The organism is Dyella sp. AtDHG13, from assembly GCF_003201105.1.
Classification (GTDB): Bacteria; Pseudomonadota; Gammaproteobacteria; order Xanthomonadales; family Rhodanobacteraceae; genus Dyella; species Dyella jiangningensis_B.
Genome location: NZ_QICJ01000012.1, coordinates 162,515 through 188,513 on the forward strand (window position 1 = coordinate 162,515; position 25,999 = coordinate 188,513).

27 protein-coding genes and 1 riboswitch are annotated in these 25,999 nt (G+C 66.8%); all 27 genes read right to left on the reverse strand.

What is annotated here, in order from left to right; all coding sequences use genetic code 11:
* Positions 1-3 precede the first annotated feature (3 nt).
* The 27 genes from ybgF to btuB all read right to left on the reverse strand — a co-directional run bounded on the left by ybgF (position 4) and on the right by btuB (position 25,323).
* The gene (gene ybgF, locus BDW41_RS18650; RefSeq protein ID WP_199535374.1) at positions 4-891 is read right to left on the reverse strand and encodes a tol-pal system protein YbgF; all 888 of its coding nucleotides are present in this window, start codon (positions 889-891) and stop codon (positions 4-6) included.
* Positions 891-1,397 carry a peptidoglycan-associated lipoprotein Pal gene (pal, locus tag BDW41_RS18655; protein ID WP_074550438.1) on the reverse strand — a complete coding sequence of 169 codons (507 nt, stop codon included), beginning with the start codon at positions 1,395-1,397 and terminating at the stop codon, positions 891-893. Before pal ends, ybgF begins: the two co-directional genes overlap by 1 nt.
* Before the next feature lie 249 nt (positions 1,398-1,646).
* Positions 1,647-2,969: a Tol-Pal system beta propeller repeat protein TolB gene (gene tolB / locus BDW41_RS18660; protein ID WP_074550435.1), complete on the reverse strand. Its 1,323-nt coding sequence runs from the start codon at positions 2,967-2,969 to the stop codon at positions 1,647-1,649.
* Between the two features lie 11 nt (positions 2,970-2,980).
* A complete protein-coding gene (locus tag BDW41_RS18665; protein WP_074550433.1) occupies positions 2,981-3,934 on the reverse strand; it encodes a cell envelope integrity protein TolA in 954 nt (317 codons plus the stop codon).
* On the reverse strand, positions 3,931-4,368 hold the full coding sequence (gene tolR / locus BDW41_RS18670; protein ID WP_074550431.1) for a protein TolR: 438 nt from the start codon (positions 4,366-4,368) through the stop codon (positions 3,931-3,933). Before tolR ends, BDW41_RS18665 begins: the two co-directional genes overlap by 4 nt.
* 16 nt (positions 4,369-4,384) lie before the next feature.
* Positions 4,385-5,071, reverse strand: a complete 687-nt coding sequence (tolQ, locus tag BDW41_RS18675) for a protein TolQ (protein WP_074550429.1) — start codon at positions 5,069-5,071, stop codon at positions 4,385-4,387.
* A gap of 33 nt (positions 5,072-5,104) precedes the next feature.
* Positions 5,105-5,524: a tol-pal system-associated acyl-CoA thioesterase gene (ybgC, locus tag BDW41_RS18680; RefSeq protein WP_074550682.1), complete on the reverse strand. Its 420-nt coding sequence runs from the start codon at positions 5,522-5,524 to the stop codon at positions 5,105-5,107.
* Positions 5,525-5,528: 4 nt separating this feature from the next.
* Positions 5,529-6,578, reverse strand: coding sequence for a Holliday junction branch migration DNA helicase RuvB (ruvB, locus tag BDW41_RS18685; RefSeq protein ID WP_074550427.1), 1,050 nt, complete (start codon positions 6,576-6,578; stop codon positions 5,529-5,531).
* A gap of 98 nt (positions 6,579-6,676) precedes the next feature.
* Positions 6,677-8,581: a potassium transporter Kup gene (locus tag BDW41_RS18690; RefSeq protein ID WP_233496930.1), complete on the reverse strand. Its 1,905-nt coding sequence runs from the start codon at positions 8,579-8,581 to the stop codon at positions 6,677-6,679.
* 3 nt (positions 8,582-8,584) lie between these two features.
* On the reverse strand, positions 8,585-9,184 hold the full coding sequence (ruvA, locus tag BDW41_RS18695) for a Holliday junction branch migration protein RuvA (protein ID WP_074550425.1): 600 nt from the start codon (positions 9,182-9,184) through the stop codon (positions 8,585-8,587).
* Positions 9,181-9,699, reverse strand: a complete 519-nt coding sequence (gene ruvC / locus BDW41_RS18700) for a crossover junction endodeoxyribonuclease RuvC (RefSeq protein WP_074550423.1) — start codon at positions 9,697-9,699, stop codon at positions 9,181-9,183. Before ruvC ends, ruvA begins: the two co-directional genes overlap by 4 nt.
* A 35-nt stretch (positions 9,700-9,734) precedes the next feature.
* Positions 9,735-10,469: a YebC/PmpR family DNA-binding transcriptional regulator gene (locus BDW41_RS18705; RefSeq protein ID WP_074550421.1), complete on the reverse strand. Its 735-nt coding sequence runs from the start codon at positions 10,467-10,469 to the stop codon at positions 9,735-9,737.
* A gap of 104 nt (positions 10,470-10,573) precedes the next feature.
* A complete protein-coding gene (locus tag BDW41_RS18710; RefSeq protein WP_074550419.1) occupies positions 10,574-11,209 on the reverse strand; it encodes an alpha/beta fold hydrolase in 636 nt (211 codons plus the stop codon).
* Positions 11,210-11,531: 322 nt separating this feature from the next.
* Positions 11,532-13,301 (reverse strand): aspartate--tRNA ligase, encoded by a 1,770-nt coding sequence (gene aspS / locus BDW41_RS18715; RefSeq protein WP_074550417.1) that lies wholly within the window; start codon positions 13,299-13,301, stop codon positions 11,532-11,534.
* Positions 13,302-13,429: 128 nt separating this feature from the next.
* On the reverse strand, positions 13,430-14,026 hold the full coding sequence (locus tag BDW41_RS18720) for a DUF3011 domain-containing protein (protein WP_074550415.1): 597 nt from the start codon (positions 14,024-14,026) through the stop codon (positions 13,430-13,432).
* A gap of 125 nt (positions 14,027-14,151) precedes the next feature.
* Positions 14,152-14,430, reverse strand: coding sequence for a zinc ribbon domain-containing protein (locus tag BDW41_RS18725; RefSeq protein ID WP_074550413.1), 279 nt, complete (start codon positions 14,428-14,430; stop codon positions 14,152-14,154).
* A gap of 114 nt (positions 14,431-14,544) precedes the next feature.
* Complete coding sequence (locus BDW41_RS18730) at positions 14,545-15,261, reverse strand: adenosylcobinamide-GDP ribazoletransferase (protein ID WP_074550678.1); 717 nt, start codon at positions 15,259-15,261, stop codon at positions 14,545-14,547.
* Positions 15,258-15,836 carry a histidine phosphatase family protein gene (locus BDW41_RS18735; RefSeq protein ID WP_074550410.1) on the reverse strand — a complete coding sequence of 193 codons (579 nt, stop codon included), beginning with the start codon at positions 15,834-15,836 and terminating at the stop codon, positions 15,258-15,260. The genes BDW41_RS18730 and BDW41_RS18735 overlap by 4 nt, the downstream gene beginning before the upstream one ends.
* On the reverse strand, positions 15,833-16,882 hold the full coding sequence (cobT, locus tag BDW41_RS18740) for a nicotinate-nucleotide--dimethylbenzimidazole phosphoribosyltransferase (protein ID WP_074550408.1): 1,050 nt from the start codon (positions 16,880-16,882) through the stop codon (positions 15,833-15,835). The genes BDW41_RS18735 and cobT overlap by 4 nt, the downstream gene beginning before the upstream one ends.
* Entirely contained in the window at positions 16,879-17,400 is a 522-nt protein-coding gene (cobU, locus tag BDW41_RS18745; RefSeq protein ID WP_074550405.1) for a bifunctional adenosylcobinamide kinase/adenosylcobinamide-phosphate guanylyltransferase, read from the reverse strand. Before cobU ends, cobT begins: the two co-directional genes overlap by 4 nt.
* Positions 17,388-18,872: a cobyric acid synthase gene (locus tag BDW41_RS18750; protein WP_074550402.1), complete on the reverse strand. Its 1,485-nt coding sequence runs from the start codon at positions 18,870-18,872 to the stop codon at positions 17,388-17,390. Before BDW41_RS18750 ends, cobU begins: the two co-directional genes overlap by 13 nt.
* Positions 18,869-19,867, reverse strand: a complete 999-nt coding sequence (gene cobD / locus BDW41_RS18755) for a threonine-phosphate decarboxylase CobD (RefSeq protein ID WP_074550399.1) — start codon at positions 19,865-19,867, stop codon at positions 18,869-18,871. The genes BDW41_RS18750 and cobD overlap by 4 nt, the downstream gene beginning before the upstream one ends.
* Complete coding sequence (gene cbiB, locus BDW41_RS18760; RefSeq protein ID WP_074550396.1) at positions 19,860-20,789, reverse strand: adenosylcobinamide-phosphate synthase CbiB; 930 nt, start codon at positions 20,787-20,789, stop codon at positions 19,860-19,862. Before cbiB ends, cobD begins: the two co-directional genes overlap by 8 nt.
* A complete protein-coding gene (locus BDW41_RS18765; protein ID WP_074550394.1) occupies positions 20,786-22,084 on the reverse strand; it encodes a cobyrinate a,c-diamide synthase in 1,299 nt (432 codons plus the stop codon). The genes cbiB and BDW41_RS18765 overlap by 4 nt, the downstream gene beginning before the upstream one ends.
* Before the next feature lie 42 nt (positions 22,085-22,126).
* Positions 22,127-22,738 (reverse strand): cob(I)yrinic acid a,c-diamide adenosyltransferase, encoded by a 612-nt coding sequence (cobO, locus tag BDW41_RS18770; RefSeq protein ID WP_074550392.1) that lies wholly within the window; start codon positions 22,736-22,738, stop codon positions 22,127-22,129.
* Positions 22,735-23,268: a hypothetical protein gene (locus BDW41_RS18775; RefSeq protein WP_074550676.1), complete on the reverse strand. Its 534-nt coding sequence runs from the start codon at positions 23,266-23,268 to the stop codon at positions 22,735-22,737. The genes cobO and BDW41_RS18775 overlap by 4 nt, the downstream gene beginning before the upstream one ends.
* 114 nt (positions 23,269-23,382) lie before the next feature.
* Entirely contained in the window at positions 23,383-25,323 is a 1,941-nt protein-coding gene (btuB, locus tag BDW41_RS18780; RefSeq protein WP_074550390.1) for a TonB-dependent vitamin B12 receptor, read from the reverse strand.
* A gap of 39 nt (positions 25,324-25,362) precedes the next feature.
* Positions 25,363-25,600, reverse strand: a riboswitch (cobalamin riboswitch).
* Between the last annotated feature and the right edge of the window lie 399 nt (positions 25,601-25,999).

Consider the following 25,999-nt stretch of genomic DNA (forward strand, 5'->3'; position numbering starts at 1 on the left):
ACCTCAGTTGGCCGGCTGGGCCTGCAGGCGGCGCAGGCGCTCCTGGGCCAGACCTGCCGCCCGGGAGCCGGGGTACTTCGCGGTCACGTTCTTCAGCGTGGCCTTGCCGGCATCGACCTGCTTGAGCTCGAGCTGGCTGTAGCCCACCTTGAGCAAGGCGTCAGGCACCTTTTCGCTCTGCGGGAACTGGCTGACCAGATGCTGGAACGCTTCCAGCGCCACCTGGTAATTGCTGGTGGCGTAGTAGGACTCGCCCAGCCAGTAGAAGGCATTCGGCAGCAGCGAGCTGTCCGGGTACTGCTGGATGAAATTGCGGAAGTCGCGCGAGGACTTCACGTAGTCGCCGGCGCGCAGCGACTTGAACGCGTCGTCGTAGGCGGCCTGCGCCGTCGCATTGTTCGCGGCGGCACCCTTGCCCGCGGCGGCGGGCGGCGCACCCGCGGCCGCCTTGCCGGTTGCTGCCGGCGACACCGCAGCCGGCGCCGTTGCTGCCGGAGCCGCGTTGGCGGCGGGCGGCTGGACGTTCGGGTTGGCGGCATTCCCCGGATTGGCGGCCGCTGCACCGGCACCGCTTTCAAGGCGGCCCAGGCGCGAATCGAAATCCGTGGCCTGCACTTTGTTCTTGTCGTTGGCTTCCTGCAGCTGGTGCTGCAGTTCCTCGATCTGGCCCTGCATCTGCTGCACTTGCGACTGCAGCGCCTGCACCTGATTGACCAGCGTGGTGCCGCCCTGGTTCTGGTTCTGCGCCTGCTGCTCCAGTCGCGACACGCGGTCGGCAAGGCTGAGGCGGGAATCCTGGGCGTGGGCCGGGACACCAAAAAGCATGGCGGACGCGATTGCGCCCGCCATGCCCATCCTGGCCGTGAAGCTGTTAGCCAGTCGCTTCTTCATTACTTCGCCGTGTAGACGATCTCGACGCGACGGTTCTTGCTCCAGCAGTCTTCGTTGTGCTCACGGCACACCGGCTTTTCCTTGCCATACGAGATCACGTTGATCTGGCTGGCCGAGCCGCCGTTCGACTGCAGGGCGCTGGACACGGCGTTGCCGCGGCGCTCGCCGAGGCCGAGGTTGTACTCGCGGGTGCCGCGCTCGTCAGCGTTGCCTTCCAGACGGATCTGGGCCATCGGGCGATCCTGCAGGTACTTGGCGTGGCACGCCATGATCTGCTGGAACTCCGGCTTGATTTCGTCCTTGTCGAAATCGAAGTACACAACGCGCTGGCGCAGGCAGGCGTCGGTATCGAGATCGGCCGGGGTGTACTTGCCAGCGGTCGACGGAGCCGGGGTGGTCATCGGCGCTTCCGGCTGCGGCTGCGGCTTGACTTCCTGCTTCTTCGAGCATGCGGCCGCGCCAACGCAGAGCAGGGCGACCAGGGCGACGCGAACGGTCTTATTCATGGTGGACGTTCCTTCAAACAGGTTTGAGTTCCGACAGTCAATAATGATTGCGGTTTCGGGACAGTGTTCGCCGGTGAACCGGCTGTTATTTTGACATTTTGCTGCCGGCAGTGCGCTGTCTCGCAACCGCCTGGCCCGCCTGCCGCGACGGATTGCCGCGGCGGGCAAGCTGTTTGATCCGGCGTGCGGCCTAGGCCTTCACGCCTGGATCACATGGCCGCGACGCTTACGCGCCCCGGCATGAACTGCTTATCGCTGACGATAGGGACCCCAAGCCGGTTCGCGGACATCGCCGTCGGCCAGCACCAGGCGCTGACGGACGAGGCCATCGGCGGACACGGCGTACAGCACGCCACGCCTTCCTTCGGAGGCGGCGTACAGCAACATGCTCGCGTTCGGCGCGAAACTCGGCGTTTCGTCGATCGGACCCGGCGAGATGAAGCGCACCTGCCCACCCAGACTGCGATCCATGATAGCAATACGATACACGTTCCCGTTGCCCTGCACCATCGCGATCTGCTTGCCGTCGTAGCTGATCGAGGCGTTGGCGTTGAACTGGCCCTGGAAGGTGATGCGCTCGGCACCGCCGCCGCCCGCCGACATCTGGTAGAGCTGGGGCTTACCGCCACGGTCGGAGGTGAAGACGATGCTCTGGCCGTCCGGGGTCCAGCGCGGCTCGGTATCGATGGCCAGGTTGTTGGTCAGGCGGGTTTCCGAGCGGGAGCCGAGGTCCATCACGTAGATCTCGGGGTTGCCCTGGTAGGACAGGGCCAGCGCCAGCTTGCTGCCGTCCGGCGAGAACGACGGCGCGCCGTTGATGCCCTTGGCGCGGGCCGAAACCAGCTGGCGCGAACCGGTGGTGATGTCCTGCACGTAGATGGCCGAGTTGCCGCTCTCGAAGGACACGTAGGCGATCTTGCGGCCGTCCGGCGACCAGGCCGGGGATAGCAGGGACTCGCGCGAACGGGCCACGACCTGCGGGTTGTAGCCGTCCGAATCGGCCACGATCAGCGAGTAGGTGGTGTTGTTGCCCAGGCCTACGGCGGTGATGTAGGCGATGCGGGTCCAGAAGGCGCCACGCACGCCGGTGATCTTCTCGTAGATCGCATCGGCGATCTGGTGGGCGACGCCACGCAGGTCACCGGCCGGGGCGGTGTACGCCTGGGCCAGCAGGCTTTGCTGGCGGTTGACGTCCCACAGCTCGTACTCGATGCGCATCATGCCGCCGCCGGCATCGCTGATGCGGCCGACGGTGATGTAGTCCTGCTTGAGCAGGCGCCAGGTGGCGAAGTTGATGTCCGCGCCCTTCGACGGCGTCTCCACGATTTCGCTCTTGGCGAGCGAGCGGAATTTGCCGGAGCGGTTGAAGTCGTTGCGCATGACATCGGCGATGTCGGTGGGCAGCGGCGCGCCGCCGGCCTGCGCGAACGGCACGACGACAATGGGCGTGGCCGACTTGGTCACGCCTTCCACCGTGCCGGTGAGGGTGGAGGTCTGCGCGGACGCCAGGCCCGCGAACAAGAGGCCCAGGATGCCAAGCAATAGGACCAGATAACGGGAAGTCTTTTTCATCAGGTCATCACCTATGGCTTGAAGAACATATCAACGTTGCGGCTAAAGACACTTTCAAATCCTTTGTAGGGCAATTCGTTGGCCCTCATGGCCGCGTCTTCGACGGATTTGCGCCCGGCTTCATCGAAGGGGCAGCTTGAATCGACCTTGGCACTGACCACCTGACCACCCGGCAACTGCACGATATGTAACAGGCATTGCTGGTTGGCCGGCATGTTATCCGGGCCGACCCAGTTCTGTTTGAGCGTATTCTGAATCGCAGCTAGATATTGCGCGCGCAATCCGGCATCCGGACCATTGCTGCCCGTCTGCTTCTGGGCCGCGTAGGGCACGTTGTCGACGCCATTGTCCTGCGCGTTCTTCAGGTCGGCCAGTTGCTGCTTGGCCTGGTTGGCCTTGCTCTGTGCCGCCTTGACCGACTTATCCGCAGCGTCCATCTTGGCGAACAGTTCGTCGATCTTCTTCTGTTCTTCCAGCTTCTTTTGCTTGGCCGCCTGGGCGTCCAATTCGGCGGCGCGCTGGCGCTGCTTCTCTTCCTGTTCCTTCTTGGCGTCCTCAGCCTTCTGGATGCCCTCGGCCACCACCTTCTCCTGATCCTTGGTATCGGGATGCTCGGGCGGAGGCGGCAGGGTCTTGATCTTCGGGGTTTCTTCCGAAGGCGGCGGCGGCACGCTGGGCGGCGGCGGCACGGTTTCCGGCACCGGCTTGGCCTTGGTGGCGGAAGACTTCGGCGGCGGCGCACCGGTGACACCTACCAGCTCGGCCTCGATGATTTCGCCCTGCAGGGATACCGGCTTGGTACAGGTGATCGGGTTCCAGCTCGCCGGCAGATGCAGCGTCTCGAACAAGTTTTCGTAGAACGAGCACGGCACCACCGCGAGGGCCAGGAAGCCCACGATGCCCAGATGGAGAACGGCGGAAAGGACGACCGCCTTGGATGTGCCCTTGGGGGAGTCGGCCCTCATTTCTTGTTGCTCGACTCCGGCGCGCTCATCAGACCGACCTTGGCCACGCCGGCCTGTTGCAGCTGGGCCAGCACCTGGTACACGCCCTCGTACTTGCCGTCACGATCGCCGGCCACCAGCACGCTCACCTCCGGGTTGGTCTTCACGAAGGCGCCGACCTTGGCCTGCATGGTGGCCACGTCGACCGGCTGGCGCTTTTCCGTACCCAGGGTGAGGTACAGCTGGCCGTTCTGGTCGACCACGACGATCACCGGGTCCTTCTTGTCCTGCAGCGACTTGGCGTTGGCCTGCGGCAGGTTGACGTCGACGTTCTTGTTGATCATGGGTGCGGTGACCATGAAGATGATCAGCAGCACCAGCATCACGTCGATGTAGGGAACGACGTTGATCTCGGATTTCAGCTTGAAGCGCTTGTGGCGCGCAGAGCTACGCATGGCTTAGCTCCTTAAGTCACGCCGCTTCGTCGGTCTGGATCTGACGCTGCAGCACCGACGAGAACTCTTCCTGGAACACCTCGTAGCGGGAGGCCACGCGCTCGACCTTGTTGGCGAAGCGGTTGTATGCCCACACCGCCGGGATGGCGGCGAACAGGCCCATGGCGGTGGCGATCAGTGCTTCGGAAATGTGCGGGGCAACCACGGCGATGGTGACGTCCTTCATCTCGCCCAGGCCCTGGAAGGCGCCCATGATGCCGATGACGGTGCCGAACAGGCCGACGTACGGGCTGATCGAGCCGACGTTGGCGAGGAATTCCAGGTTGCGCTCCAGGCGGCCGATTTCGCGGGTGCCGGCCACGCGCATGGCGCGCTCGGAACCTTCGATGACGATGCGCATGTCGTGCACGCGGCGCTGGCGCTGGCGCACGAACTCGCGGAAGCCCGACTCGAACACGTTCTCCATGCCGCCGTTCTCGGCACCGCGATTGCTCACCTCGCGGAACAGCTGGGCAAGATCGGCGCCGGACCAGAAGCGCTCCTCGAAGCCCTCGGCCTCTTCCATCGCCTTTTTCAGCTGCTGGTGCTTGCGGATGATGATCACCCAGGAGAGGAAGGAGAACACGAGCAAGACCAGCATGACGGCCTGCACCAGAACGCTCGCTTCCGCGATCAGCTTGAAAATGTTCAGTCCACCGTTCATTGCTCGAAGGTTCTCCAGCGCACGTACTTGAATTTATAGAGGGGGAAGGCCGGGGATGAGGTCGGCCGGAATCTGCACCGGGCGCATGCGGCGGATATCGACGCACGCCACGCGGACCTTCGCGCGGATCAGCTCGGCGCCGTCCGCCCGGCGTATCGTCTGGGCGAAAAGGATACTGGCTGCCCGCCGTTCTTTGACTTCCACGCTTACCGACAGTTCATCATCCAGCAGGGCCGCCTTGAGAAAGTCGATCTGCATCTCCCGCACCAGGAAGGCCAGGCCCGTGCTTTCCTTGACAAGGGATTGGTTGACGCCCATGTCCCGCAACCACTCGCTGCGGGCACGTTCCAGAAAACGCAGGTAGCTGGCGTGGTACACCACCCCGCCCGCGTCGGTGTCTTCCCAGTAGACCCGCACCGTCCAGCGGAAGGGCTCGGCGGCACTGGCTTGCATGGCGTCAGGCATCGGAGTTGTCGGCAGTGAAAAGGTCGGCGGCCACCGGCTGGCGCGGCGGCGGGGTCAGGCCCAGGTGGCGCCAGGCCTTGGCGCTGGCCATGCGGCCGCGCGCGGTGCGCACCAGGAAGCCTTGCTGGATCAGGTAGGGCTCGACCACGTCCTCGAGCGTGCCGCGGTCCTCGCTGAGCGCGGCCGCCAGCGACTCGACGCCGACCGGACCGCCGTCGAAGCTTTCGATGATGACGGACAGCAGCCGGCGATCGAGCTCGTCGAAGCCTTCGGCATCGACCTTGAGCATGTCCGTCGCCGCACGCGCCGCGTCGCGGGTGATCTGGCCGCCCGCGCGCACCTCGGCGTAGTCGCGCACGCGGCGCAGCAGGCGGTTGGCGATGCGCGGCGTGCCGCGCGAACGGCGCGCGATTTCCTGCGCGCCTTCCAGCTCGCAGGGAATGCCCATGATGCGCGCCGAGCGCCGCACGATGGCGGTGAGCTCGTCGGGCGTATAGAACTCCAGACGCTGTACGATGCCGAAGCGGTCGCGCAGCGGCGCGGTCAGCAGGCCGGCGCGCGTGGTGGCGCCGATCAGGGTGAAGGGGGGCAGGTCCAGCTTGATCGAGCGGGCCGCGGGGCCCTCGCCGATCATGATGTCGATCTGGAAGTCTTCCATCGCCGGGTAGAGCACTTCCTCCACCACCGGCGACAGACGATGGATCTCGTCCACGAACAGCACGTCATGCGGCTCGAGGTTGGTCAGCAGCGCGGCCAGGTCACCGGCCCGCTCCAGCACCGGGCCGGAGGTGGAACGTACGTTGACGCCCAGCTCGTTGGCGATCACGTGGCTAAGCGTGGTCTTGCCCAGGCCCGGCGGCCCGAAGATCAGCACGTGATCCAGCGCGCCGCCGCGTTTCTTGGCAGCTTCGATATAGATCGACAGCTGCTCGCGCACCGCCTGCTGGCCCAGGTATTCGGCAAGCCGCTTGGGACGGATGGAGGCTTCCAGGGCCTCGTCGTCCATCTGGGCGGCGGCGGTGACGATGCGGTGTTCGGTCATGGGGCGAAATTATGGCAGAGCACGATGACGCAGGCATTGAAAAATGCCCTTTCCGCCAAGCCCCACAAGGAGAAAGGCGTCCGAAGACGCCTTTTCCGTCAAATTTCGACCTGTGCGCCCAGTTCGATCAGACGATTGCCCGGAATCTGGAAGAACGCCGTGGCGGGCAGCGCATTGCGGGCCATGAAGGCGAACAGCTTGTCGCGCCACAGCGCCATGCCGGGCCGCTTGGCGTCGGCGATGATGTTTTCGCGCGACAGGAAGAAGGTGGTATCCATCATGTCGAACGGCAGGCCCATCTTGGAGCACTTGGTCAGCGCACGCGGGATGTTGGGGTCTTCCGCGAAACCGAAACGCAGGGCCAGGCCGTAGAAATCGCCGCCCAGTTCGGTGATCTCGATGCGCTCGCCGGCATCGGCCGTCGGCGTTTCCAGCATTTCCACCGTCAGCAGCACGTTGCGCTCGTGCAGCACCTTGTTGTGCTTGAGGTTGTGCAGCAAGGCGTGCGGCACCGCATGCTGGTTGGCGGTGAGGAACACGGCCGTGCCCGGCACGCGCAGCGGCGGATGCTCGGCGATGTTCTCGATGAAGGGCTCCAGCGCCAGGCCGGACTGCTTGATCTCGCGCACCACCAGCTCACGCCCGCGGCGCCAGGTGGTCATCACGATGAACACGCCCACGCCCAGCACCAGCGGGAACCAGCCGCCGTATTCGATCTTGATCAGGTTGGCGCCCAGGAACGAGAAGTCGATGGTGAGCAGGAGCAGGCCCGCGGCGATCACGGTGAGGCGGTTCCAGTGCCACTGCCGGCGGGCCACGATCAGGGCGAGGATGGTGGTGATGGTCATGGTGCCCGTCACCGCAATGCCGTAGGCCGCGCTCAGCTTGTCGGAGCTGCGGAAGCCCAGCACCGCCGCCAGCACCATGATCAGCAGGAAGTTGTTGACCCACGGCACGAAGATCTGGCCGGACATCTCGCGCGAGGTGTGCACCACCGGCATGCGCATCGAATAGCCCAGCGACATGGCCTCGCGCGTCATCGAGAACGCGCCGGAAATCACCGCCTGCGAGGCGATCACCGTGGCGACGGTCGCCAGGCCGATCATCGGATACAGCAGCGGCTCGGGCGTGAGCTTGAAGAACGGGTTGTCGATGGCCTCGGGATGATCGAGCAGCAGCGCACCCTGGCCGAAGTAGTTGAGCACCAGGGCCGGCAGCACGAAGCTGAACCAGGCCAGGCGAATCGGGCGCTTGCCGAAATGCCCCATGTCCGCATACAGGGCTTCCGCGCCGGTCAGCGCCAGCACCACGCCGCCCAGCGCAATGAAGGCCTGGAAGCCGTGGGTAAAGAAGAACCTCACCCCGTAGTAGGGATTGAGCGCCAGCAGCACGTGCGGGTTGCGCACGATCATGTTCACGCCCAACAGCGCGATGACCACGAACCAGATCACCATGACCGGGCCGAACAGCTTGCCCACGCGCTCGGTGCCGTGGCGCTGCAGGGTGAACAGCAGGAACAGGATCACGGCGGTGATCGGCACCACCCACTCGCCCAGGTGCGGCGCGGCCACCTTGACACCTTCCACCGCCGACAGCACCGAAATGGCCGGCGTGATCACGCCATCGCCGTAGAACAGCGCGGCGCCGAAAATGCCGATGATGGCGAGTATCCAGCGGCTGCGCGCATCGCCGCGCACGCTGCGCAAGGCCAGCGCGAGCAGCGCCATGATGCCACCCTCGCCCTTGTTGTCCGCGCGCATGATGAAGACCACGTACTTGAGCGACACCACGATGATCTGCGCCCAGAAGATCAGCGACAGCACGCCGAAGATGCTCTCGGCCGCCGGCGGGCCGGCGCCTTCGTGATGCAAGGTGGTCTGCAGCGTGTACAGCGGGCTGGTACCGATGTCGCCATACACCACGCCGATCGCGCCGAGCGCGAGCGCGGCCAGGCGCCGTTTGGTATCGGCGTCGGACAGGCCTTGTGTGGAATCCGGGGTCACGTCTCAATTCCCTAGTGCGGCGCGCAGCGCCTTGCGGATGATGGCTTCGGCGGTGTCGCCGTCGGCGGCGACCTTCTGTACCAGGCGGGTCACTTCCGCCGGCTTGTAGCCCAGCTGCTGCAGCGCCACGGTGGCCTCGCCGGCCGGGTCGAGCGGCGCGCCGCTGGTCACGGTGTGCGTGCCGGGCAAGGTGGTGGCCAGGCCATCCACGCGATCGCGCAGCTCCACCACCATGCGTTCGGCCGTCTTCTTGCCGATGCCGGGGATCTTGGTCAGCGCCACCACGTCGCCCGCCTGCACCAGCCGCGCGAAATCGTTGGTGGACACGCCCGACAGCACGGCCAGCGCGATCTTTGCGCCGATGCCGCTGACCTTCTGCAGATTGCGAAACAGGGCGCGCTCGGCCTCATGCATGAAGCCGTACAGCGCCACGCTGTCTTCCTTCACGGCGTAATGCGTGAGCAGGACGACTTCCTTGCCGGTGGGCGGCAGGTCGTAGATGGTGGACATGGGCGCTTCCAGCTCGTAGCCCACCCCGCCCACTTCCACCATCAGCCACGGCGGCTGCTTGGAAATGAGGGTGCCGCGCAAACGACCGATCATCGACGCCTCCAGGCGGTACGGGGAATGCCCACGCGCGCAAGGCTGGCGCGGGTGTGCGCATGGGTCACCGCGATGGCGAGCGCGTCCGCCGCGTCGGCCTGCAAGGGGCCCTTGAGTCCGAGCAGGACACCAATCATGTGCTGCACCTGGGTCTTGTCGCCGCGACCACTGCCGACCACGGCCTGCTTGACTTCCGTCGCTGCGTACTCGTGCACCGCGATCCCCTGGCTGACCACCGCGCAGATCGCGGCGCCCCTGGCCTGTCCCAGCTTCAGCGCCGAGTCCGCGTTGCGCGCCATGAACACGCGCTCCACGCCGCACTCGTCCGGCCGATGGGCGGCGATGATGTCACACAGCTCGTCAAATATGCGTTTCAGGCGCAGCGGAAAGCTGGCTTCGCCGGCCACCGCCAGCGCGCCATGGAAAACGTGGGACAGCTTGCCGCGGGCGTCGACATCGATGATGCCGACACCGGTGCGCTGGCTGCCCGGGTCGATGCCGATGATGCGGGTCATGGGCGGGGTTCGCCGGGCCGGAACGGCTCAGCGGATCAGCTGGCGGCCTCGGCCGGCAGCAGGGCGTTGTGCGAGACCTCGCTGACGTCGTCCAGCGCGTCGAGCTTCTCCAGGAGATCCAGCAGCGGCTCCAGTGCTTCTTCCGGCACCGGCACGCGATTGCTCGGGCGCATGCCCACGCCGGCATGCTGCGCGTTCAGGCCGGCGGCGGCCAGCGCCTGCTGCACGGCTTCGAAGTTTTCCGGCGCGCACAGCACGGTGCTTTCGCCGTTCTCGTTCACCACGTCGTCAGCGCCGGCCTCGAGCGCGGCCTCGAGCACTTTCTCTTCGGCGGCTTCGTCGCCGTGGGTGGCGAACACCAGCTCGCCCACGCGGGCGAACTGGAACGCCACCGAACCGGAGGTGCCCAGGTTGCCGCCGTGCTTGGTCAGCGCGTGGCGCACGTCGGCCACGGTGCGGGTCGGGTTGTCGGTGAAGCAGTCGATGATGAGCGCGATGCCGCCCGGGCCGTAGCCCTCGTAGCGCAGTTCTTCCATCGCCGCGCCGCCGTCGGCGCCGGAGCCGCGCTTGATCGCGCGCTCGATGGTGTCCTTGGGCATGTTGGCCGACAGCGCCTTGTCCACCGCCGAACGCAGGCGCGGATTGAGCGACGGGTCAGGCACGCCGGCGCGGGTGGCGACGGTGATTTCGCGGATCAGCTTGGTGAACACCTTCGCGCGCTTGGCGTCTTCGGCGTTCTTGCGACCTTCGATGGACGGGCCTCTACCCATGGCAATTCCTGCAAAGCTGGTGAACGGACAAGCGGCGAATTCTATCGCTTCACGGTGTCAGGCGGGCAAGCGCCACCCCGGCAGGCTGCCGCAGCGGGCGTTTTTCAGGCCAAGGGACGGTCAAAATGCCCCTGATGGAGGAACTGCGTGACCTGTCGCGCCGCCTCCTGCGAAAACAGCAGGCCCGTGTGGTTGGTCTCGATGGCGCAGTGATCGGCGATGCCCGGCAGGCAGGTTTCCTCGACCGTCACGCACCCGTCATTGTCGCTGTCGAACTGCCCGATCATCGCGCCCAGGCCCAGCGGCACCCGGCCGGCGATCACGCCGACCTCGCGTGCGCCATCCCAGCGGTCGAAACCGTATTCCAGCAGCTCGCGGTTATGGCCCAGCAACACCTCGCCGCCGCGCCCCATGCCGGCGAAGCGCCGCGCCGCCGCGCTGCCCTTGAGCGGAGAGCCGAGGCAGACCACGCGCCCGGGCGGCAAATCATCGTCCGCGCAGGCGCGCAAGGCCAGCAGACCGCCAAGGCTGTGTCCAACCAGATGCACGGTGTGCGCGTCCTGCCCCAGTTCGCGGATGCGTGCCTGCAGGCTGCCCAGGATGCGCGGCTGCGTGGCGGCCACGCTCATGTAGTCGAAGCGATGGACGCGAAAGCCCGCCTCCATCATCCGCCGATGCAGCATGAGGAGCGCGAAGCCGCGCATCCACAGGCCGTGCAGGAGAATGACGTGGTCGGTCATGAGGCGTGCGGGGGTTCGTCGATGGCGGGATGAGTGACCGGATTTGGGCAACCCGGTCATTCTGCAGAGTGCATTGTGCTCAAAAAGTTGCGACTGAGGCGCGACTCAGTGCGCGATTGCCCCCGGGGAGCGTGCGCGGTTTTGCTCGTCATTCCGGCGCAGGCCGGAATCCAGTGGCGAGAACGTTGGGTTGTCGCGAAAAGTCGCAACCCGTGCACGTCAACGCGAAAACCACGCTATGAGTCCCTGGATGACCAGCCTCCGGCTGTTGAGAAACACCTCCGGCCTGCGCCGGAATGACGAGCAAAGGACGCCCGTTCCGTCAGCCCGGCTTCGCTTCCGCCGCCACCTTCACATGCAACTCCTTCAGCTGCGCATCGCTCACCAGCGAGGGCGCGTCCGTCATCAGGTCCTGCGCGCTGGTGGTCTTGGGGAAGGCGATCACGTCGCGGATCGATTCCGTGCCCGCCATCAGTGCGGCGATGCGGTCGATGCCGAAGGCCAGGCCACCGTGCGGCGGCGCGCCGAACTTCAGCGCCTTGAGCAGGAAGCCGAACTTCATCTCGGCCTCTTCCGGGCCGATGCCCAGCAGATCGAACACCGTGCTCTGCATGTCCGGGCGATGGATGCGGATGGAGCCGCCGCCAATTTCATTGCCGTTGAGCACCATGTCGTAGCCGCGGCTCACCGCGATGGCGGCGTTCGCGCGCAGGTCGGCGACGTCGTCCACCTTGGGCGCGGTGAAGGGGTGATGCAGGGCGACGAAGCGCTTTTCTTCCTCGTCGTATTCGAACATCGGGAAGTCGGTAACCCACAGCGGCTTCCAGCTGTTCTCCACCAGGCCGCGGTCCTTGCCGACCTTCAGGCGCAGCGCGCCCATGAAATCGGTGACGGCCTTCCAGGTGCCCGCGCCCACGAACACGATGTCGCCCGACTGCGCGCTCGTGGCCTTGAGCACGGCATCCAGCGCCTTGTCGTCGAGGAACTTGGCCACCGGCGAATTGACGCCCTCACGACCCTTGGCAAGGTCGTCCACCTTGATCCACGCCAGGCCCTTGGCGCCGTACTTGGCGACGTACTCGGTGAGGCCGTCGATGTCCTTGCGGCTCAGGCTGGCGCCGTCCGGCACGCGCAGCGCGGCGACACGGCCGTTCGGCGCGTTGGCAGGTTCGGCGAATACCTTGAATTCCACGTGCTTGAGCGCGTCGGCCACGTCCACCAGCTCCAGCGCGATGCGCAGGTCCGGCTTGTCCGAACCGAAACGGCGCATGGCTTCGGCCCAGGTCATGCGCGGGAAGGTCTCGTCCAGTTCGACGTTCACCACTTCCTTGAACACGTGGCGGATCAGCGCCTCGACGAAATCCTGCACGTCCTTCTCTTCGACGAAGGCGAACTCGAGGTCGAGCTGGGTGAATTCCGGCTGGCGGTCGGCGCGCAGATCTTCGTCGCGGAAGCAGCGGGCGATCTGATAGTAGCGGTCGAAGCCGGCCATCATCAGGATCTGCTTGAACAGCTGCGGCGACTGCGGCAGCGCGTAGAACTGACCCGGATGCACGCGGCTGGGCACCAGGTAGTCGCGCGCGCCTTCGGGCGTGGCCTTGGTGAGGATGGGCGTCTCGATGTCCTGGAAGCCGCGCGCGTCGAGATAGCGGCGCAGCGCCTGCACCAGCTTGATGCGCGTGCGCATCATCTTCTGCATTTCGGGGCGGCGCAGGTCGAGGTAGCGGTAGGTCATCCGCATGTCCTCGTTGGGATTCTCGTGCAGCGCGAACGGCAGGTCCTTCGCGGCGTTGAGGATCTCCACCTTGTCGGCCAGCAGCTCCACCGTGCCGGTGCGCAGCTTGTCGTTCACCGACAGGCGCTTGCGGATGGTGCCGGTGACGCGCAGGCAATACTCGTTGCCGATCTCGCCGGCCACGGCGAAGGCGTCGGCGTTCTCGCGCTCGATCACCACCTGGGCGAGGCCCTCGTGGTCGCGCAGGTCGACGAAAGCCACGTGGCTCTGCAGGCGAATCGTGTTGACCCAGCCACATAGGGTGACGGTCTGGCCGACCAGTGCCTCATCGATGAGGCCGCAGTAATGCGTGCGCATGCGCTTGGAACTCCGGGCCGCCTGGGCGGCGTGATGCGTGGACAAGACCCGGAATGTTAACACCGGCACGCCCGGCGGCGGGCGTCGGACGCGGCGCCAAGCCGCGCCCGATGCCCCGTGCCGGCTGCTTACCAGCGGCGATTGATCGAGAACAGGCCGCGGCAGCCCTTGGAAACCCACACGCCGGCGCGGTTCCAGCCCCAGTTGTAGCCTTCCTCGCAGCGCGTGCCGGACAGCTGCCTCACCATGCGCACGTCGCCGCGCCCGCCCACGTCCACCTGGCAGAACTGGTAGCGGTTCTCGGTGCTCTCGCACTGGACGCGGATCTCGCGATCCCAGTCGGGACCCGGCCGCCAGCCGTTGTCCGGTGGGCGGTAGCCCGCCGGCGGATAGCCCGGCGGCGGGTAGTAGCCGCCATCCGGCGGACGGTAGCCGCCGTAGCCGCCGCGACCCATCTCCACGAACTGCCCGCGGCAGCCGCGATCCACCCACAGGCCGCCGCGATCCACGCCCCAGGTCTGCCCACGCGTGCACGGGCTGTTCGATTCCTGCCGGATGATCTCCGCGTCGCGCCAGGGCACCTGGCAACGCTGGAAACGCCCGTCATCGCTGCCGCAACGCACGACGTCCCGCCCCTGTGCATGCACGGCCGGCGCGGACACCCACATCAGGCCGGCCAACAGGCCCGCCGCCATACCCGCCAAGCCCGTTCTCATCCGAAACATCGACCCACTCCTTGCTGTGACGTGGCGTCACGCTAGTGGGCATATCTTCAACCGGATTTGAATATCTTGCGACTGCTCGCAAAAACATGGCGGGCGGCTATCCGCCATTCAGCCAGCCTGTTCGATCAGCTGTCGCTGGAGGAGGAACTGCTCGAACTGGAGGTGCTGGACGACCCCGACGAGGCACCCACGTCACCGGCCAGGTTGCGCTTCTTGTCGCCGTCCTTCTTGAAGTCGGTCTCGTACCAGCCGCTGCCGGCCAAGCGGAAGCCCGGCGCGCTCACGCGGCGCTTCACCTCGGCCACGTCGCAGGCGGGGCACACCGACGGATCGGGGTCGGACATCTTCTGCAGGCGGTCGAAACGGTGCCCGCAGCTGCTGCATTCGAATTCGTAGATAGGCATGGTCACTCCGGAAGCTCGTGCGCCGCGCGCCGGGTTCACCCACCGACGTCGCCTGGCGACAGCGCACCATTATCGAGGCGAACGTTCCGAATTCAACGATGGACCGACGGAAGGCTAGAGCGCCAGCGCCACCAGCACGGCCATTTCGCCCAGTTCGGCCAGCGCGCCGCAGGTGTCGCCCGTCATCCCACCCAGGCGGTGCAGGCAGGCCCATCGCCACCACGCGAACACCAGGGCGACGACGATCAGCGCATGCAGGCCGTGCCAGCCGGCGAGCAGGCAGCAGGCGACGGTGAGCCCCAGGGCAAGCACGCAAGCGCCGCGCGACTCGCCCACGAGGCCGCTGCCCAGGCCGCCGCTGCGCACGTAGGGCGTGGTGAGGAAGGCGGCGGTCAATACCGCGCGCCCGAGCAGCGGCGCCAGCCAGAGCGCCGCCGAGGGATGCGGCAGGCTGGCCAGCGCGCCGAACTTCAGCAGCAGCACCAGCACCACGGCCGTGACACCGATCGGCCCGCTGCGCGGATCCTTCATGATCGTGAGCGTGCGCTCGCGGTCGCCCAGGCCGCCGACCCACGCGTCCGCGCTGTCGGCCAGCCCATCGAGGTGCAGGGCGCCGGTCAACACCACCCATGCCGCGAGCAGCAACCCTGCCGCCAGCAGCGGCGGCGCACCGGACAGCAGCCAGTCCAGGCACGACAACAAGCCGCCGATCAGCAGGCCCACCGCCGGATACCACGCCAGCTGCGACGACCGCGCAGCTTCGTCGAACACGCGCGCCGGCACCGGCAGGCGCGTGAGGAACCCGATGGCTGCGAGCAGGCCGCGCATCAGGCGCTGGCCTGCGCCCCGGCGGGCGCGGCCCAATGTAGCGGGTGCAGCGATGCGTGCGGCACGTCGATATTGGCCATCTCGCCGAACTCGCGGCCTTCCGCTTCGCAGCGCAGGAGGCGGATCACTCCGCCATGCGTCACCACCAGCACGCGCTGCGTCTGCGCCGCGTCGGCCACGTCGTTCAACGCCGCGCACAGGCGCTCGCGAAACACGGCGAACGGTTCGCCTCCCGGCGGCGGATAAGCCACGGGATCGCTCCAGAAACGGCCCAGCGCATCGCCCTGCTCTTTCGCCAGCGTCTCGATGGGCACGCCTTGCCAGTCGCCGAAGTGGTACTCCGCCAGGCGCGCATCGATGCGCAACGGCACGCGCCGCGCACACGCCAGGTCTTGCGCGAACTCCGCGCAACGGCGCAACGGCGAACTCACGATGGCATCCCAGCCACGCCCGAAGATCGCCGCGCGCAGCTGGCTCCAGCCCAGCGGACTGAGCGGATCGTCCAGTTGCCCGCGATAGCTCCGCTGCCCGGTATCGCCATGCCGCAACAGATCGATGCCGACGTGTTTGCCGCTCATGCGCCGCTCACCCCCGCCTGTGCGAAGGTCGCCATGCGGGAGTGCAGGTCGCAGGCCAGGCGCATCATCGGCACCGCCATCGCCGCGCCGCTGCCTTCGCCCAGGCGCAGGCCCAGGTCGAGCAGCGGATCGGCCTCCAGCACGGAAAGCAGGCGCGCATGGCCGCGCTCGCGCGAGCGATGCGCGAAGAACATCCAGTCGCGGCTGGCCGGATTGATGCGCGCCGCCGCCAGCGCCGCCGCGGTGGTGATGAAGCCGTCGATCAATACAGGAATGCCGCGTTGCGCCGCCGCGATGTAGGCACCGCACAGCGCCGCGATCTCGAAACCGCCCACGCGCCCCAGCCAGGCCAGCGCATCGCTGTCGTCCGACGGATAAAGCGCCAGCGCGCGCTCGATCACCGCCGCCTTGTGCTGGATGCCCTTGGCATCCAGGCCGGTGCCGGCGCCCGCCAGCGCGCCGGGCGACTCGCCCAGCAGGCCGCAGGCCAGCGCCGCGGCGGAGGTGGTGTTGGCGATGCCCATCTCGCCGCCGATGAACAGTTTGGCCCCGGCCTCCTGCGCGGCCTGCGCGCTGGCCGCGCCGGCGCGCAGGGCCAGCTCCAGTTGCACGGCGCTCATGGCGGGGCGTTCGCAGAAGTTGTGCGTCTGCGCCGCGATGACGGCGCGGCGCACGTGAGGCAACTCGCCCGGATCGTTCACCGTGCCCAGGTTCACCACTTCGAGCATGGCGCCAAGACTGCGCGCGAGCACGCTGATCGCCGCGCCGCCGGTGGCGAAGTTGCGGATCATCTCGCCGGTGACTACCTGCGGAAACGCGGACACGCCCTCGGCGGCCACGCCATGATCGCCCGCGAACACGCTGATCCACACCGACTGCACCGAAGGCGTCGCCACGTGCTGCATGCCGGCCAGGCGCACGGCCAGGGTCTCCAGCGTACCCAGCGAGCCCGGCGGCTTGGTCAGTTGCCCCTGATGTTCCAGCGCGCGCTGACGGCTCGCTTCATCGATGGCAAAGCACGGTTCGGTCAGCCAGTCTTGGCTCATGCAAGGCTTCCTTTGAGGGACATCGGCAATCCGGCGGCCACGAACAGCACCCGCTCGCACTCGGCGGCCAGGGCCTGATGCAGCCGGCCGGCTTCATCCACGAAACGTCGCGTCAACTCGCCCATGGGAACCACGCCCAGCCCCACTTCGTTGCTGACCATCAACACCTGCCCCTTCAGCGCGGGCAACAGGCGAAGCAACGCATCGCGTTCTTGCTTGAAACGTTCGTTGTCTGCATCGCCCAGCAGATTGCTGAGCCATAGCGTGAGGCAGTCGACCAGCACGCAGCGCCCGGGACGCGCATGCGCTTCCAGCGCGGCGGCCAACGCCAGCGGTTCTTCCACGCTCAACCAGTGCGCGGGACGCTGCGCGCGATGGTGCGCGATGCGCGCGGCCATTTCCTCGTCGTGCGCCTGCGCCGTGGCGATGTACACCACCTCGTGCCCCGAGGCGGCGGCCAGCCGCTCGGCCAGCGCGCTCTTGCCGGAACGGGCGCCGCCCAGGATCAAGGTGCGCATGGCGCGGGTGCCTCCCTAGGTTGCAGCAGATGCAACAGCGCTGCCGTGTCCAGATGAGTCGCCACGGCGTCGGCCACGCGGTCGATGCTCGCCTCGCGCAGCGCATGCATGTCGAGCGGCGCGGCATCGCGCAGGCCGGCCCAGCGAAGCAGCGCGGCCAGCGCCTGCGGCTCGTCGAACAATCCGTGAAGGTAGCTTCCGAGAATCCGGCCATCGGCCGACAGCGCGCCGTCAGGTTCACCCGGCCCGAGGAAACTCGCCGGTTGATCCAGTGCCTCACCACGACTGACGCCGCAGTGGATTTCGTAGCCGCTCACCCGCGCACCCTCCAGCACCAGCACCCCTTCCACGCGGCGCAATTGCTTGCGGGCTTCCAGCGTGGTTTCCATCTGCAACCAACCCAGTCCGTGGCTCGAGCCTGGTGTCCCCTCGATACCCTGCGGATCATGCACGAATCGCCCCAGCATCTGGAAGCCACCGCAGATGCCGATCACCTTGCCGCCATAGCGCAGGTGACGCGCCAGCGTTTCGTCCCAGCCCTGCGCGCGCAGCCACGCCAGGTCGGCGCGCGTGTTCTTGGAGCCGGGCAGCACGATGAGGTCCGCCGGCGGATGCGATTCGTCAGCGCCGACGAATCGAACGTCGATCGCCGGATGGGCGCGCAAGGCATCGAAATCCGTGTGATTGCTGATGCGCGGCAACACCGGCACGACCACGCGCAGGCTTGCGTTCGCCTTTACGGCAACCTCGCGCGGCAACGCATCCTCGGCTTCCAGCTGCAGGCCGTGCAGATACGGCAACACGCCAAGCACGGGCTTGCCGGTTTCCCGCTGCAGCCAATCCAGCCCCGGCTGCAGCAAGGCCATGTCGCCGCGAAAACGATTGATCACGAAGCCGGCCACGCGTGCACGCTCGCTGTCGGAGAGCAACGCCAGCGTACCCACCAGGTGCGCGAACACGCCGCCGCGATCGATGTCGGCGATGAGGATGACGGGACAGTCCACCGCTTCCGCATAGCCCATGTTGGCAATGTCGCGCTCGCGCAGATTGATTTCCGCGGGACTGCCGGCTCCTTCGACGATCACCGTGTCGTAACGGTCCATCAACCGCCGATGCGAGGCCAGCACCGCGTCCATCGCGATGCGCTTGTAGTCGTGGTAATGGCGCGCATCCATGTTGCCCACGGCGTGTCCGTGCACGATCACCTGCGCGCCGACGTCGCTGTTGGGCTTGAGCAGCACGGGATTGAAATCGGTGTGCGGCGGCAAGCCCGCGGCCTGGGCCTGCACGGCCTGCGCGCGTCCGATCTCGCCGCCGTCCACCGTCACCGCCGCATTGAGCGCCATGTTCTGCGGCTTGAACGGCGCCACCGACACGCCGCGTCGATGCAGCCAGCGACACAGGCCCGCCACCAGCGTGCTCTTGCCCGCATCGGACGTGCAGCCTTGCACCATCAGCACGCCGGCGGTCATCGCAAGCTTCTCCCCATATCGAGTGATGACAGCGCCTCGTCGAGCCGCTGGAACGCCGCGTCATCGGCCGGCAGGCCGAAGCGCAGGCTGGCCGGCGCGGTGAACAGCCGCGTGAGGATGCCTTGCCGCGCCAACGCCATATGCACGGTTTCGGCGCGCGCGTCCCGCCACCATTGAAAGAAGGCGCAGCCCGCCGTTGGCGTCATGCCATGACGCGCCAGCATCGACGCCAACGCATCGCTGGTGCGTCGCAGCCGTTCACGCGCTTCGGCTTGCCATGCGCGGTCAGCCAACGCCTGCTTCAACACGAAGCGCGTCGGCCCACTCAAGGTCCAGGGCCCGAGTCGCTCACGCAACGCGTCGAGCAGGTCCGGGTGCGCCGCCACGAAGCCCGCACGCGCACCGGCCAACCCGAAGAACTTGCCGGCGGAGCGCAGCACGATCAGCCCTTCGCGCCACGCCTCGCCGCACAGGCTGGCCTCCGGTGTCGCATCCATGAAGGCTTCATCCACGATCAGCCAGCCGCCGCGCGACGCCAAGGTCGCGTGACAGTTGCGCAAGGCCGCCGCGTCGAACCGGTCGCCGCCGGGATTGTTCGGATGGATCAGCACGATCACGTCGAAGCGCGATGCCTCGGCCAGCAACGCGGATGCGGGCAGCGTTTCCACCGCATGTCCGGCGTGCCGCCATGCATGCGCGTGTTCGTTGTAGCCAGGCGCGATCACGCCCACACGCGATGACGGGCGCAGCATGGGCAAGGCCTGGATGGCCGCCTGCGAGCCGGCGACGGGCAGCAGATGCAACGCGCCGTAGTAGTCGCGCGCGGCGTCCACCAGTCCGTCATCGTCCTCGGGCAATCGCTGCCATGCCGAGGGCGGCACCGACGGCACTGGCCACGCGAACGGACTGATGCCGGTGGAGAGATCCAGCCAGCGCTCCGGCGCGATGCCATACGCGCGTGCGGCCTGCAGCAGGCGTCCGCCGTGCTCAAGCATGGCCGGCGCTCCATGCCGCCAGGGCCAGCAGCATCGCCACGCCCAGCCACAACGCGACGCTGCGCCTGACCAGTTGTAATGCGCGCACGATGGCATGGGCATCGGGCAGCTCACCCTCGCCCAGCGCGGGCCGCATTTCCCATACGCCGTCGTAAGGCGCGGCGCCGCCCAGGCACACCCCGAGCGCGCCCGCGCCGGCCGCCATCACCGGGCCGGCGTTGGGGCTGTCCCATGACGGCGCCTGCGTGCGCCAGCATCGCCATGCACGCATGGCATCGCCGAGCAGCACATAGCTCATCGCGGTCAGCCGCGCGGGCAGAAAGTTGAGCACGTCGTCGATGCGAGCGGCAGCCCATCCATAACGTTCATAGCGCTGCGTGCGATAACCCCACATCGCATCCAGCGTGTTCGCCAACCGGTACAGCACGGCGCCCGGCGCGCCAAGCACGGCAAACCAGAACAGCGCGCCGAACACGGCATCGTTGCCGTTTTCCAATACCGACTCCGTGGCGGCCGCGGCCACTTGCGCCTTGTCGAGCACGCCGGTGTCGCGGCTCACCATGCGCCCCACCGCCGCGCGGGCGCTCGCGAGATCGCCTCCGCTGAGTGCATGTGCCACGGGCATGGCGTGATCCGCCAGGCTGCGCAGGCCGATCGCGAGATAGAGCACGGCCACATCGAATGCGAACGACAGCCACGGCGCCCAGGAATGAAACAGCGCCATCAGCCACCACGCGATCGCCACCAGCGGCACCACGGCAATGATCCACGCGATGACGCCTGCGACACGACGATCCGCATGGCATCGCGATTCGATGTGGCGCGCCAACCGCCCGAACTGCACCAACGGATGCCAGCGCCGCGGCTCGCCGAGCCACGCGTCCAGCAGCACCGCCAACACCATGGCGAGGGCCGTCGTCATGGCCGGAACAGGGCCACCGCGGCGTCGGGATTCGAAGGGAAATACAAATGCATGAAGCTCGCCGTAAAGCGGCCGCGCCGGTAGATGCCCTCGCGGCTGGGTCCGCCATCCGGATTGCTCGCCATGACGAGGGGCGTTTCCTCGATCTGCGCCGATGCGTAGTGGAAGGTATGCCCGCGCAGTTCGCCCTCGGGCAGCGCCACCGATTGCATGCCCAGGCCACCCAGCCGCGACTGCATCTGCGCACGTCCTGGCAACAACCCCGCCATGGGAAACGCGGAGCCGTCGACGCTCGCCAGCGAATCCAGCGCGTAGAGCATGCCGCCGCATTCGGCGAGCAAGGGGCGTCCCGCATCCACATGCGTATGCAGGGCGCGGCGCAAGGCGGCGTGCTGCGAAAGCGTCAGCAGGTGCAGTTCGGGATAGCCGCCCGGCAACCACACCGCGTCGCAAGCCGGCAACGCCTCGCCCGCCAGTGGCGAGAAGTAGCGCAGTTCCGCACCCGCTTCGCTCAGCAGATCGAGGTTGGCGGGATAGAGGAAGCAGAACGCCGCATCGCGCGCAATGGCGATACGCACATCGCGCAGCGTCTTGGGAACGGGCGCACGCACCGCGTGCGGAAACGACACCGGCGGCGGCAGCTCCGCGGAGGCATGCGCCGCCCATGCATCGGCCAATGCATCCAGCCTTGCATCGATGTCGCCGAGTTCGCCAGCAGCCACCAGTCCGAGATGACGTTCGGGCAGCGCCAGCGCGGCATCGCGTGGCAAGGCGCCGAGCCAATGCAGATCATCCGGCAGGCTGTCGGCAAGCAATTGCGCGTGATACGCGCTGCCCACACGATTGGCGGCGACGCCATGCACGCGCAGCCCTTCGCGATAGCGCGCCAGGCCCAGCGCCAGCGCGCCGAAGGTCTGCGCCATGGCGGAGCCATCGATTACCGCGAGCACGGGCACGCCGAAACGCTGCGCGAGGTCGGCACTGGAAATGCCGCCGTCGAACAGGCCCATCACACCTTCGATCAGGATCAGGTCCGCATCGCTCGCGGCCTCGTGGAGACGCGCACGCACATCGCCCTCGCCGTTCATCCACAGATCGAGCTGGTACACCGGCGCGCCACTGGCGCGCTCCAACACCATCGGATCGAGGAAGTCAGGCCCCGTCTTGAACACGCGCACCCGCCTGCCCTGGCGCGTGTGCCAGCGAGCGAGGGCCGCCGTCACCGAGGTCTTGCCCTGCCCCGAGGCCGGCGCGGATACCAGCAAGGCGGGACACGTGGCGCTTTGGCCGCTCATCGACGACTCCTGATCTTCAACCACGCGATGCGTTCGGGCGCATCACAGTTCAATGCCTTTCTGCGCCTTGATGCCAGCCTGGAACGCATGCTTCACCACGCGCATCTCGGTCACGGTATCGGCCAGCTCGACCAAGGCCTCCGGCGCACCGCGCCCGGTGATCACCACGTGCTGCGCCGGCGGACGCGCACGCAGCGCATCGCAGACCTTGCTCACGTCGATATAGCCCTTCACCAATGCGATGTTGAGCTCATCCAGCAGCACGAAATCGTACGAGGCATCGGCGAGCATCCTGGCCGCAATGGCCCACGCCGCCTCCGCCGCCTGGATGTCGCGCGCCTTGTCCTGTGTTTCCCAGGTATAGCCCTCGCCCATCACGTGATAGTCGAGCTCGTCCGGGAAACGACGGAAGAACGCCTCCTCACCGGTGGAAAAGCTGCCCTTGATGAACTGCACCACGCCGCAGCGGAAGCCGTGCCCCAGCGAGCGTGCCAGCATGCCGAAACCGGACGAGCTCTTGCCCTTGCCATTGCCGGTGTTCACCACCAGCACGCCGCGTTCGATGGTGGCGCGGGCGATCTTGCGATCCACCAGTTCCTTCTTGCGCTGCATGCGCGCGCGGTGGCGTTCTTCCGGACTCATAGGCTCGCTCATGCCCGGGCCCTGCCATGCACGGTGGCCGACGATGCAAACCGCGCGATCAGCGCGTGCAGCACCAACGCCACGGCGACGTAACTGATCGTGGTGCGGACGAACAACGGTCCCCACTGCCACAGGCGCGACAGGTACTCGCCCATGTGCGGGTTCGGGTAGCGGCCGCCCAGCCAGTAGAACGAACCGTTGGAAATGGCGAAGGAACCGATGGCGGCCAGCAGCGCCACGAGGAACGCGCCCACATACGACATCGCGCGCCCGTCCACGCGCGGCGCGTACCAGCGCCCCGCGTACCACAGCACGGCGTACGCCAGTGGCAGGAATGCGTACGCCAGCGTGATGCAGAAATCGCTCACGCCCGCATAGCTGATCGATACCCAATCCAGCGCCACCGAGAGCAGCAGCATCACCACGAAGGTCCAATGATGACGCAGGTAGAGGCCACCGAGAAAGAACACGGCCATCGATGCATCGGGCAGGTGCAGCATGTCGCCGAAATGCTTGAAGCGCGTGGCGGCCATCACCGCCATCAGCACCAGCCACAGCGCGTTGAAACGGGGAACCGACAGTGCCTTCACGGGAGCTCTCCTGATCGATGCAACGAGGAACGATGCCGGGCCCCGTGCAGGGCCCGGCACCATGGCTTACTGCGCAGGCTGATAACGCAGGGTCAACATGTAGTTACGGCCCGGCTGGTTGAAGTACCAGGCGGTCTCGTAGTTCTTGTCGAACGCGTTGTTCAGCGCCAGCTGCAGCTTGAAGTCCCGCGAGATGGCGTAGGCCACGCGCAGGTTGGTGATCGCATAGCCGCCCAGCGGATGCCGGTTGGCCAGGTCGTCGTAACGGCGGCCCGACACGAACCACGTGCCGCCCACGCTGAAATCGCCGAACGTACGGTCGATATCGACATTGCCCGTCTGGCGCGCGCGGCGTGGCAGCAGATTGCCTTCGTAACTCGTGGACTCGTCGCGCGGATCCAGCCAAGTCGCCGTGCCCGTGACCAGCCAGCCGGCGACATGGCCGCTGAGCACGCCTTCCGCACCGCGGATGCGCGCCTTGTCCACATTGGCCGCGGCCTGCGTGGCGGCATCGTAGGTAATGAGGTTGTTGACGTTGTTGTGGAACGCATTCAACGACCAGTAGCCCCAGCCGTAGCTGCCGCGCAGGCCGAGTTCCACGTTGTGCGAGGTCTCGGGCTTGAGATCGGGGTTGCCGTAGTACGGGTAGTACAGGTCGTTGAAGGTCGGCGCCTTGAACGCCGTGCCGTAGCTGGCGGTGAGGCGCAGCGTCTGGGTGAAATCCCAGCCCCACAGCAGGCTGCCGGTGTTCTTGCTGCCGAACTGGCTGTTGTCGTCGTGACGCACGCTGGCCTGCACGGACTGGCTGCCGAAGGTCTGTTGCCACTGCGCGAACACGCCGCGGTTGATGCGGCTGTCGACCGGAGCCTGCGTGTACGGGTTGATGTAGCCCGCCGTGCTGTCCACGTGATCGCGCTGCCAGTCGAAGCCGGTGCTGAGCAGTCCGCCCCAGAAGCCGACATCCGCCTGCAGCGAGCCGACATCGCGATGCGTGTCGAAGCGGGAGACGTAATCGCCCTGGTAGTAGTCCTTCTCGAAGTCGCCACTGGTGCCCGCGCTGAGCGTCAGCTTGACGTTGCTCGCCGGGCGATAGTGCACGCTGCCGCCCACGACTTGCGTGACACTCTTGTCCGAATCGGTGTACGTGCCGTCGTAGTAGTTGTGGCCTTCGGCGCGGAACAAACGCACGTCCGCATCCCACTGCTCGTCGAACTTGTAGCCGCCCTGCAGGGTGGCCGAGGTGTTGCGGTAGCCGTCCTTGTCCGGCTGGTCGGCAAAACAGGCGGCGCCGACTTCCGCCGCGCCGACGCGGCAGGAATTGATGCCATGCGTCTGATCGTGCGACACCTCCACCGAATACCAGCCGTCACCGCTCTTGCCGGCAAAGCCCGCCGAGCCGTTCAGATGGCTGTAACTGCCGACGCCCAGGCTGAAGGACGGCACGAAGGCGCCCTCCGGACGGCGGGTGAAGATCTGGATCACGCCACCGATCGCCTCCGAGCCGTACAGGCTGGAAAACGGACCGCGCACGATTTCGATGCGCTCGATCTGGTCGACGGGAATATCCTGCAGCGCCGCCTGGCCCAGCGTGGCCGAGCCGATCTTGACGCCATCGATCATCACCAGCACGTGGCCCGCCTCGGTTCCGCGCAGGAACGCACTGGTGGACTTGCCCGGGCCGCCGTTGTTGGCGATCTGCATGCCCGGCGTGCCGCGCAGCAGGTCGCCCAGCGACGCCGGCTGCAGGCGCTCGATGTCGGTGCGGTCGATCACCGTCACTGCCGACAGCGTCTGGCTCTGGGTCTGCTCGGTGCGCGTGGCGGTAACGACCACGCCATCGAGATTGGTGGTGTCGTCCGCGAACGCAGGAAAGATGGTGGTCAACAGCGCCGTCGCCAGCACGGAACGACGGATCGTGGAAAGTCGGATGGCCAAAACACAGCTCCTCAACCGCGCCTGCCCGCGCGGATCGCATGAAAGAAGGACAGGCGGAAGAAGGCTAGGCATCCGTGCGGCACGCACGACTCCCCAACATGGCCCACCGCCTGTCTGGTCACGCCTCGAGGCCGGTCTCCGGGCTCACGGGCGAAGACCTGCGTCTTCCGGACCGACGCCTTCCCATGCACAAGGCACAGTGGCTTGATGTCGCTCCGTCGATCCCCTGGGATCGCGCTCGCCTACCGTTGCGGGGGCAGCTCCGGACTAGGCGCTCACGCGCCGCGCCGGATTCCCGTTTCAACCTTCGGCCGGCTGGCCGATGGTCACCTCAGGCGGGGGGCATGGTAGCAGACGGGGGAGGTAAGGATGGTGCTGGGGTAGGGTTGGTTGGGTTTCTGCGCTTTCGGGTTGGGGAACGCTGTGGATGGCGGCGGTTTTGTGGAGGGGAGAGTTGGGGCATCGTCGCGGTGATGACGAGCGGGTGCTCGCCTCACCGCCTCATTCTTTAGCCGTCATTCCTGCGAAGGCCGGACAAGCGCGAAGCGCGCAGAACGCCCGTAGGGCGGCCCCGAAGGGGCGAGCGAAGCGAGTCATCCAGTGACTTTGCTTTTGGTTGTCGCGTTACGGTGATGGGCGCCTTCGTGCGTTCCCGCGACCGGGCCGCCTACGCGGCGGGCGTTTCGATCGTCTGCCGACGCTCGAGTCACTTTTCTTTTGCTGGCCCAAAAGAAAAGTAACCCAAAGA

Coding starts and splice junctions, on each gene's coding strand:
- ybgF (WP_199535374.1), bottom strand. CDS start 891: ATGAAGAAGCGACTGGCTAACAGCTTCACGGCCAGGATGGGCATGGCG.
- pal (WP_074550438.1), bottom strand. CDS start 1,397: ATGAATAAGACCGTTCGCGTCGCCCTGGTCGCCCTGCTCTGCGTTGGC.
- tolB (WP_074550435.1), bottom strand. CDS start 2,969: ATGAAAAAGACTTCCCGTTATCTGGTCCTATTGCTTGGCATCCTGGGC.
- BDW41_RS18665 (WP_074550433.1), bottom strand. CDS start 3,934: ATGAGGGCCGACTCCCCCAAGGGCACATCCAAGGCGGTCGTCCTTTCC.
- tolR (WP_074550431.1), bottom strand. CDS start 4,368: ATGCGTAGCTCTGCGCGCCACAAGCGCTTCAAGCTGAAATCCGAGATC.
- tolQ (WP_074550429.1), bottom strand. CDS start 5,071: ATGAACGGTGGACTGAACATTTTCAAGCTGATCGCGGAAGCGAGCGTT.
- ybgC (WP_074550682.1), bottom strand. CDS start 5,524: ATGCAAGCCAGTGCCGCCGAGCCCTTCCGCTGGACGGTGCGGGTCTAC.
- ruvB (WP_074550427.1), bottom strand. CDS start 6,578: ATGACCGAACACCGCATCGTCACCGCCGCCGCCCAGATGGACGACGAG.
- ruvA (WP_074550425.1), bottom strand. CDS start 9,184: ATGATCGGTCGTTTGCGCGGCACCCTCATTTCCAAGCAGCCGCCGTGG.
- ruvC (WP_074550423.1), bottom strand. CDS start 9,699: ATGACCCGCATCATCGGCATCGACCCGGGCAGCCAGCGCACCGGTGTC.
- BDW41_RS18705 (WP_074550421.1), bottom strand. CDS start 10,469: ATGGGTAGAGGCCCGTCCATCGAAGGTCGCAAGAACGCCGAAGACGCC.
- BDW41_RS18710 (WP_074550419.1), bottom strand. CDS start 11,209: ATGACCGACCACGTCATTCTCCTGCACGGCCTGTGGATGCGCGGCTTC.
- aspS (WP_074550417.1), bottom strand. CDS start 13,301: ATGCGCACGCATTACTGCGGCCTCATCGATGAGGCACTGGTCGGCCAG.
- BDW41_RS18720 (WP_074550415.1), bottom strand. CDS start 14,026: ATGTTTCGGATGAGAACGGGCTTGGCGGGTATGGCGGCGGGCCTGTTG.
- BDW41_RS18725 (WP_074550413.1), bottom strand. CDS start 14,430: ATGCCTATCTACGAATTCGAATGCAGCAGCTGCGGGCACCGTTTCGAC.
- BDW41_RS18735 (WP_074550410.1), bottom strand. CDS start 15,836: ATGAGCGGCAAACACGTCGGCATCGATCTGTTGCGGCATGGCGATACC.
- cobT (WP_074550408.1), bottom strand. CDS start 16,882: ATGAGCCAAGACTGGCTGACCGAACCGTGCTTTGCCATCGATGAAGCG.
- cobU (WP_074550405.1), bottom strand. CDS start 17,400: ATGCGCACCTTGATCCTGGGCGGCGCCCGTTCCGGCAAGAGCGCGCTG.
- BDW41_RS18750 (WP_074550402.1), bottom strand. CDS start 18,872: ATGACCGCCGGCGTGCTGATGGTGCAAGGCTGCACGTCCGATGCGGGC.
- cobD (WP_074550399.1), bottom strand. CDS start 19,867: ATGCTTGAGCACGGCGGACGCCTGCTGCAGGCCGCACGCGCGTATGGC.
- cbiB (WP_074550396.1), bottom strand. CDS start 20,789: ATGACGACGGCCCTCGCCATGGTGTTGGCGGTGCTGCTGGACGCGTGG.
- BDW41_RS18765 (WP_074550394.1), bottom strand. CDS start 22,084: ATGAGCGGCCAAAGCGCCACGTGTCCCGCCTTGCTGGTATCCGCGCCG.
- cobO (WP_074550392.1), bottom strand. CDS start 22,738: ATGAGCGAGCCTATGAGTCCGGAAGAACGCCACCGCGCGCGCATGCAG.
- BDW41_RS18775 (WP_074550676.1), bottom strand. CDS start 23,268: ATGGCGGTGATGGCCGCCACGCGCTTCAAGCATTTCGGCGACATGCTG.
- btuB (WP_074550390.1), bottom strand. CDS start 25,323: ATGCCTAGCCTTCTTCCGCCTGTCCTTCTTTCATGCGATCCGCGCGGG.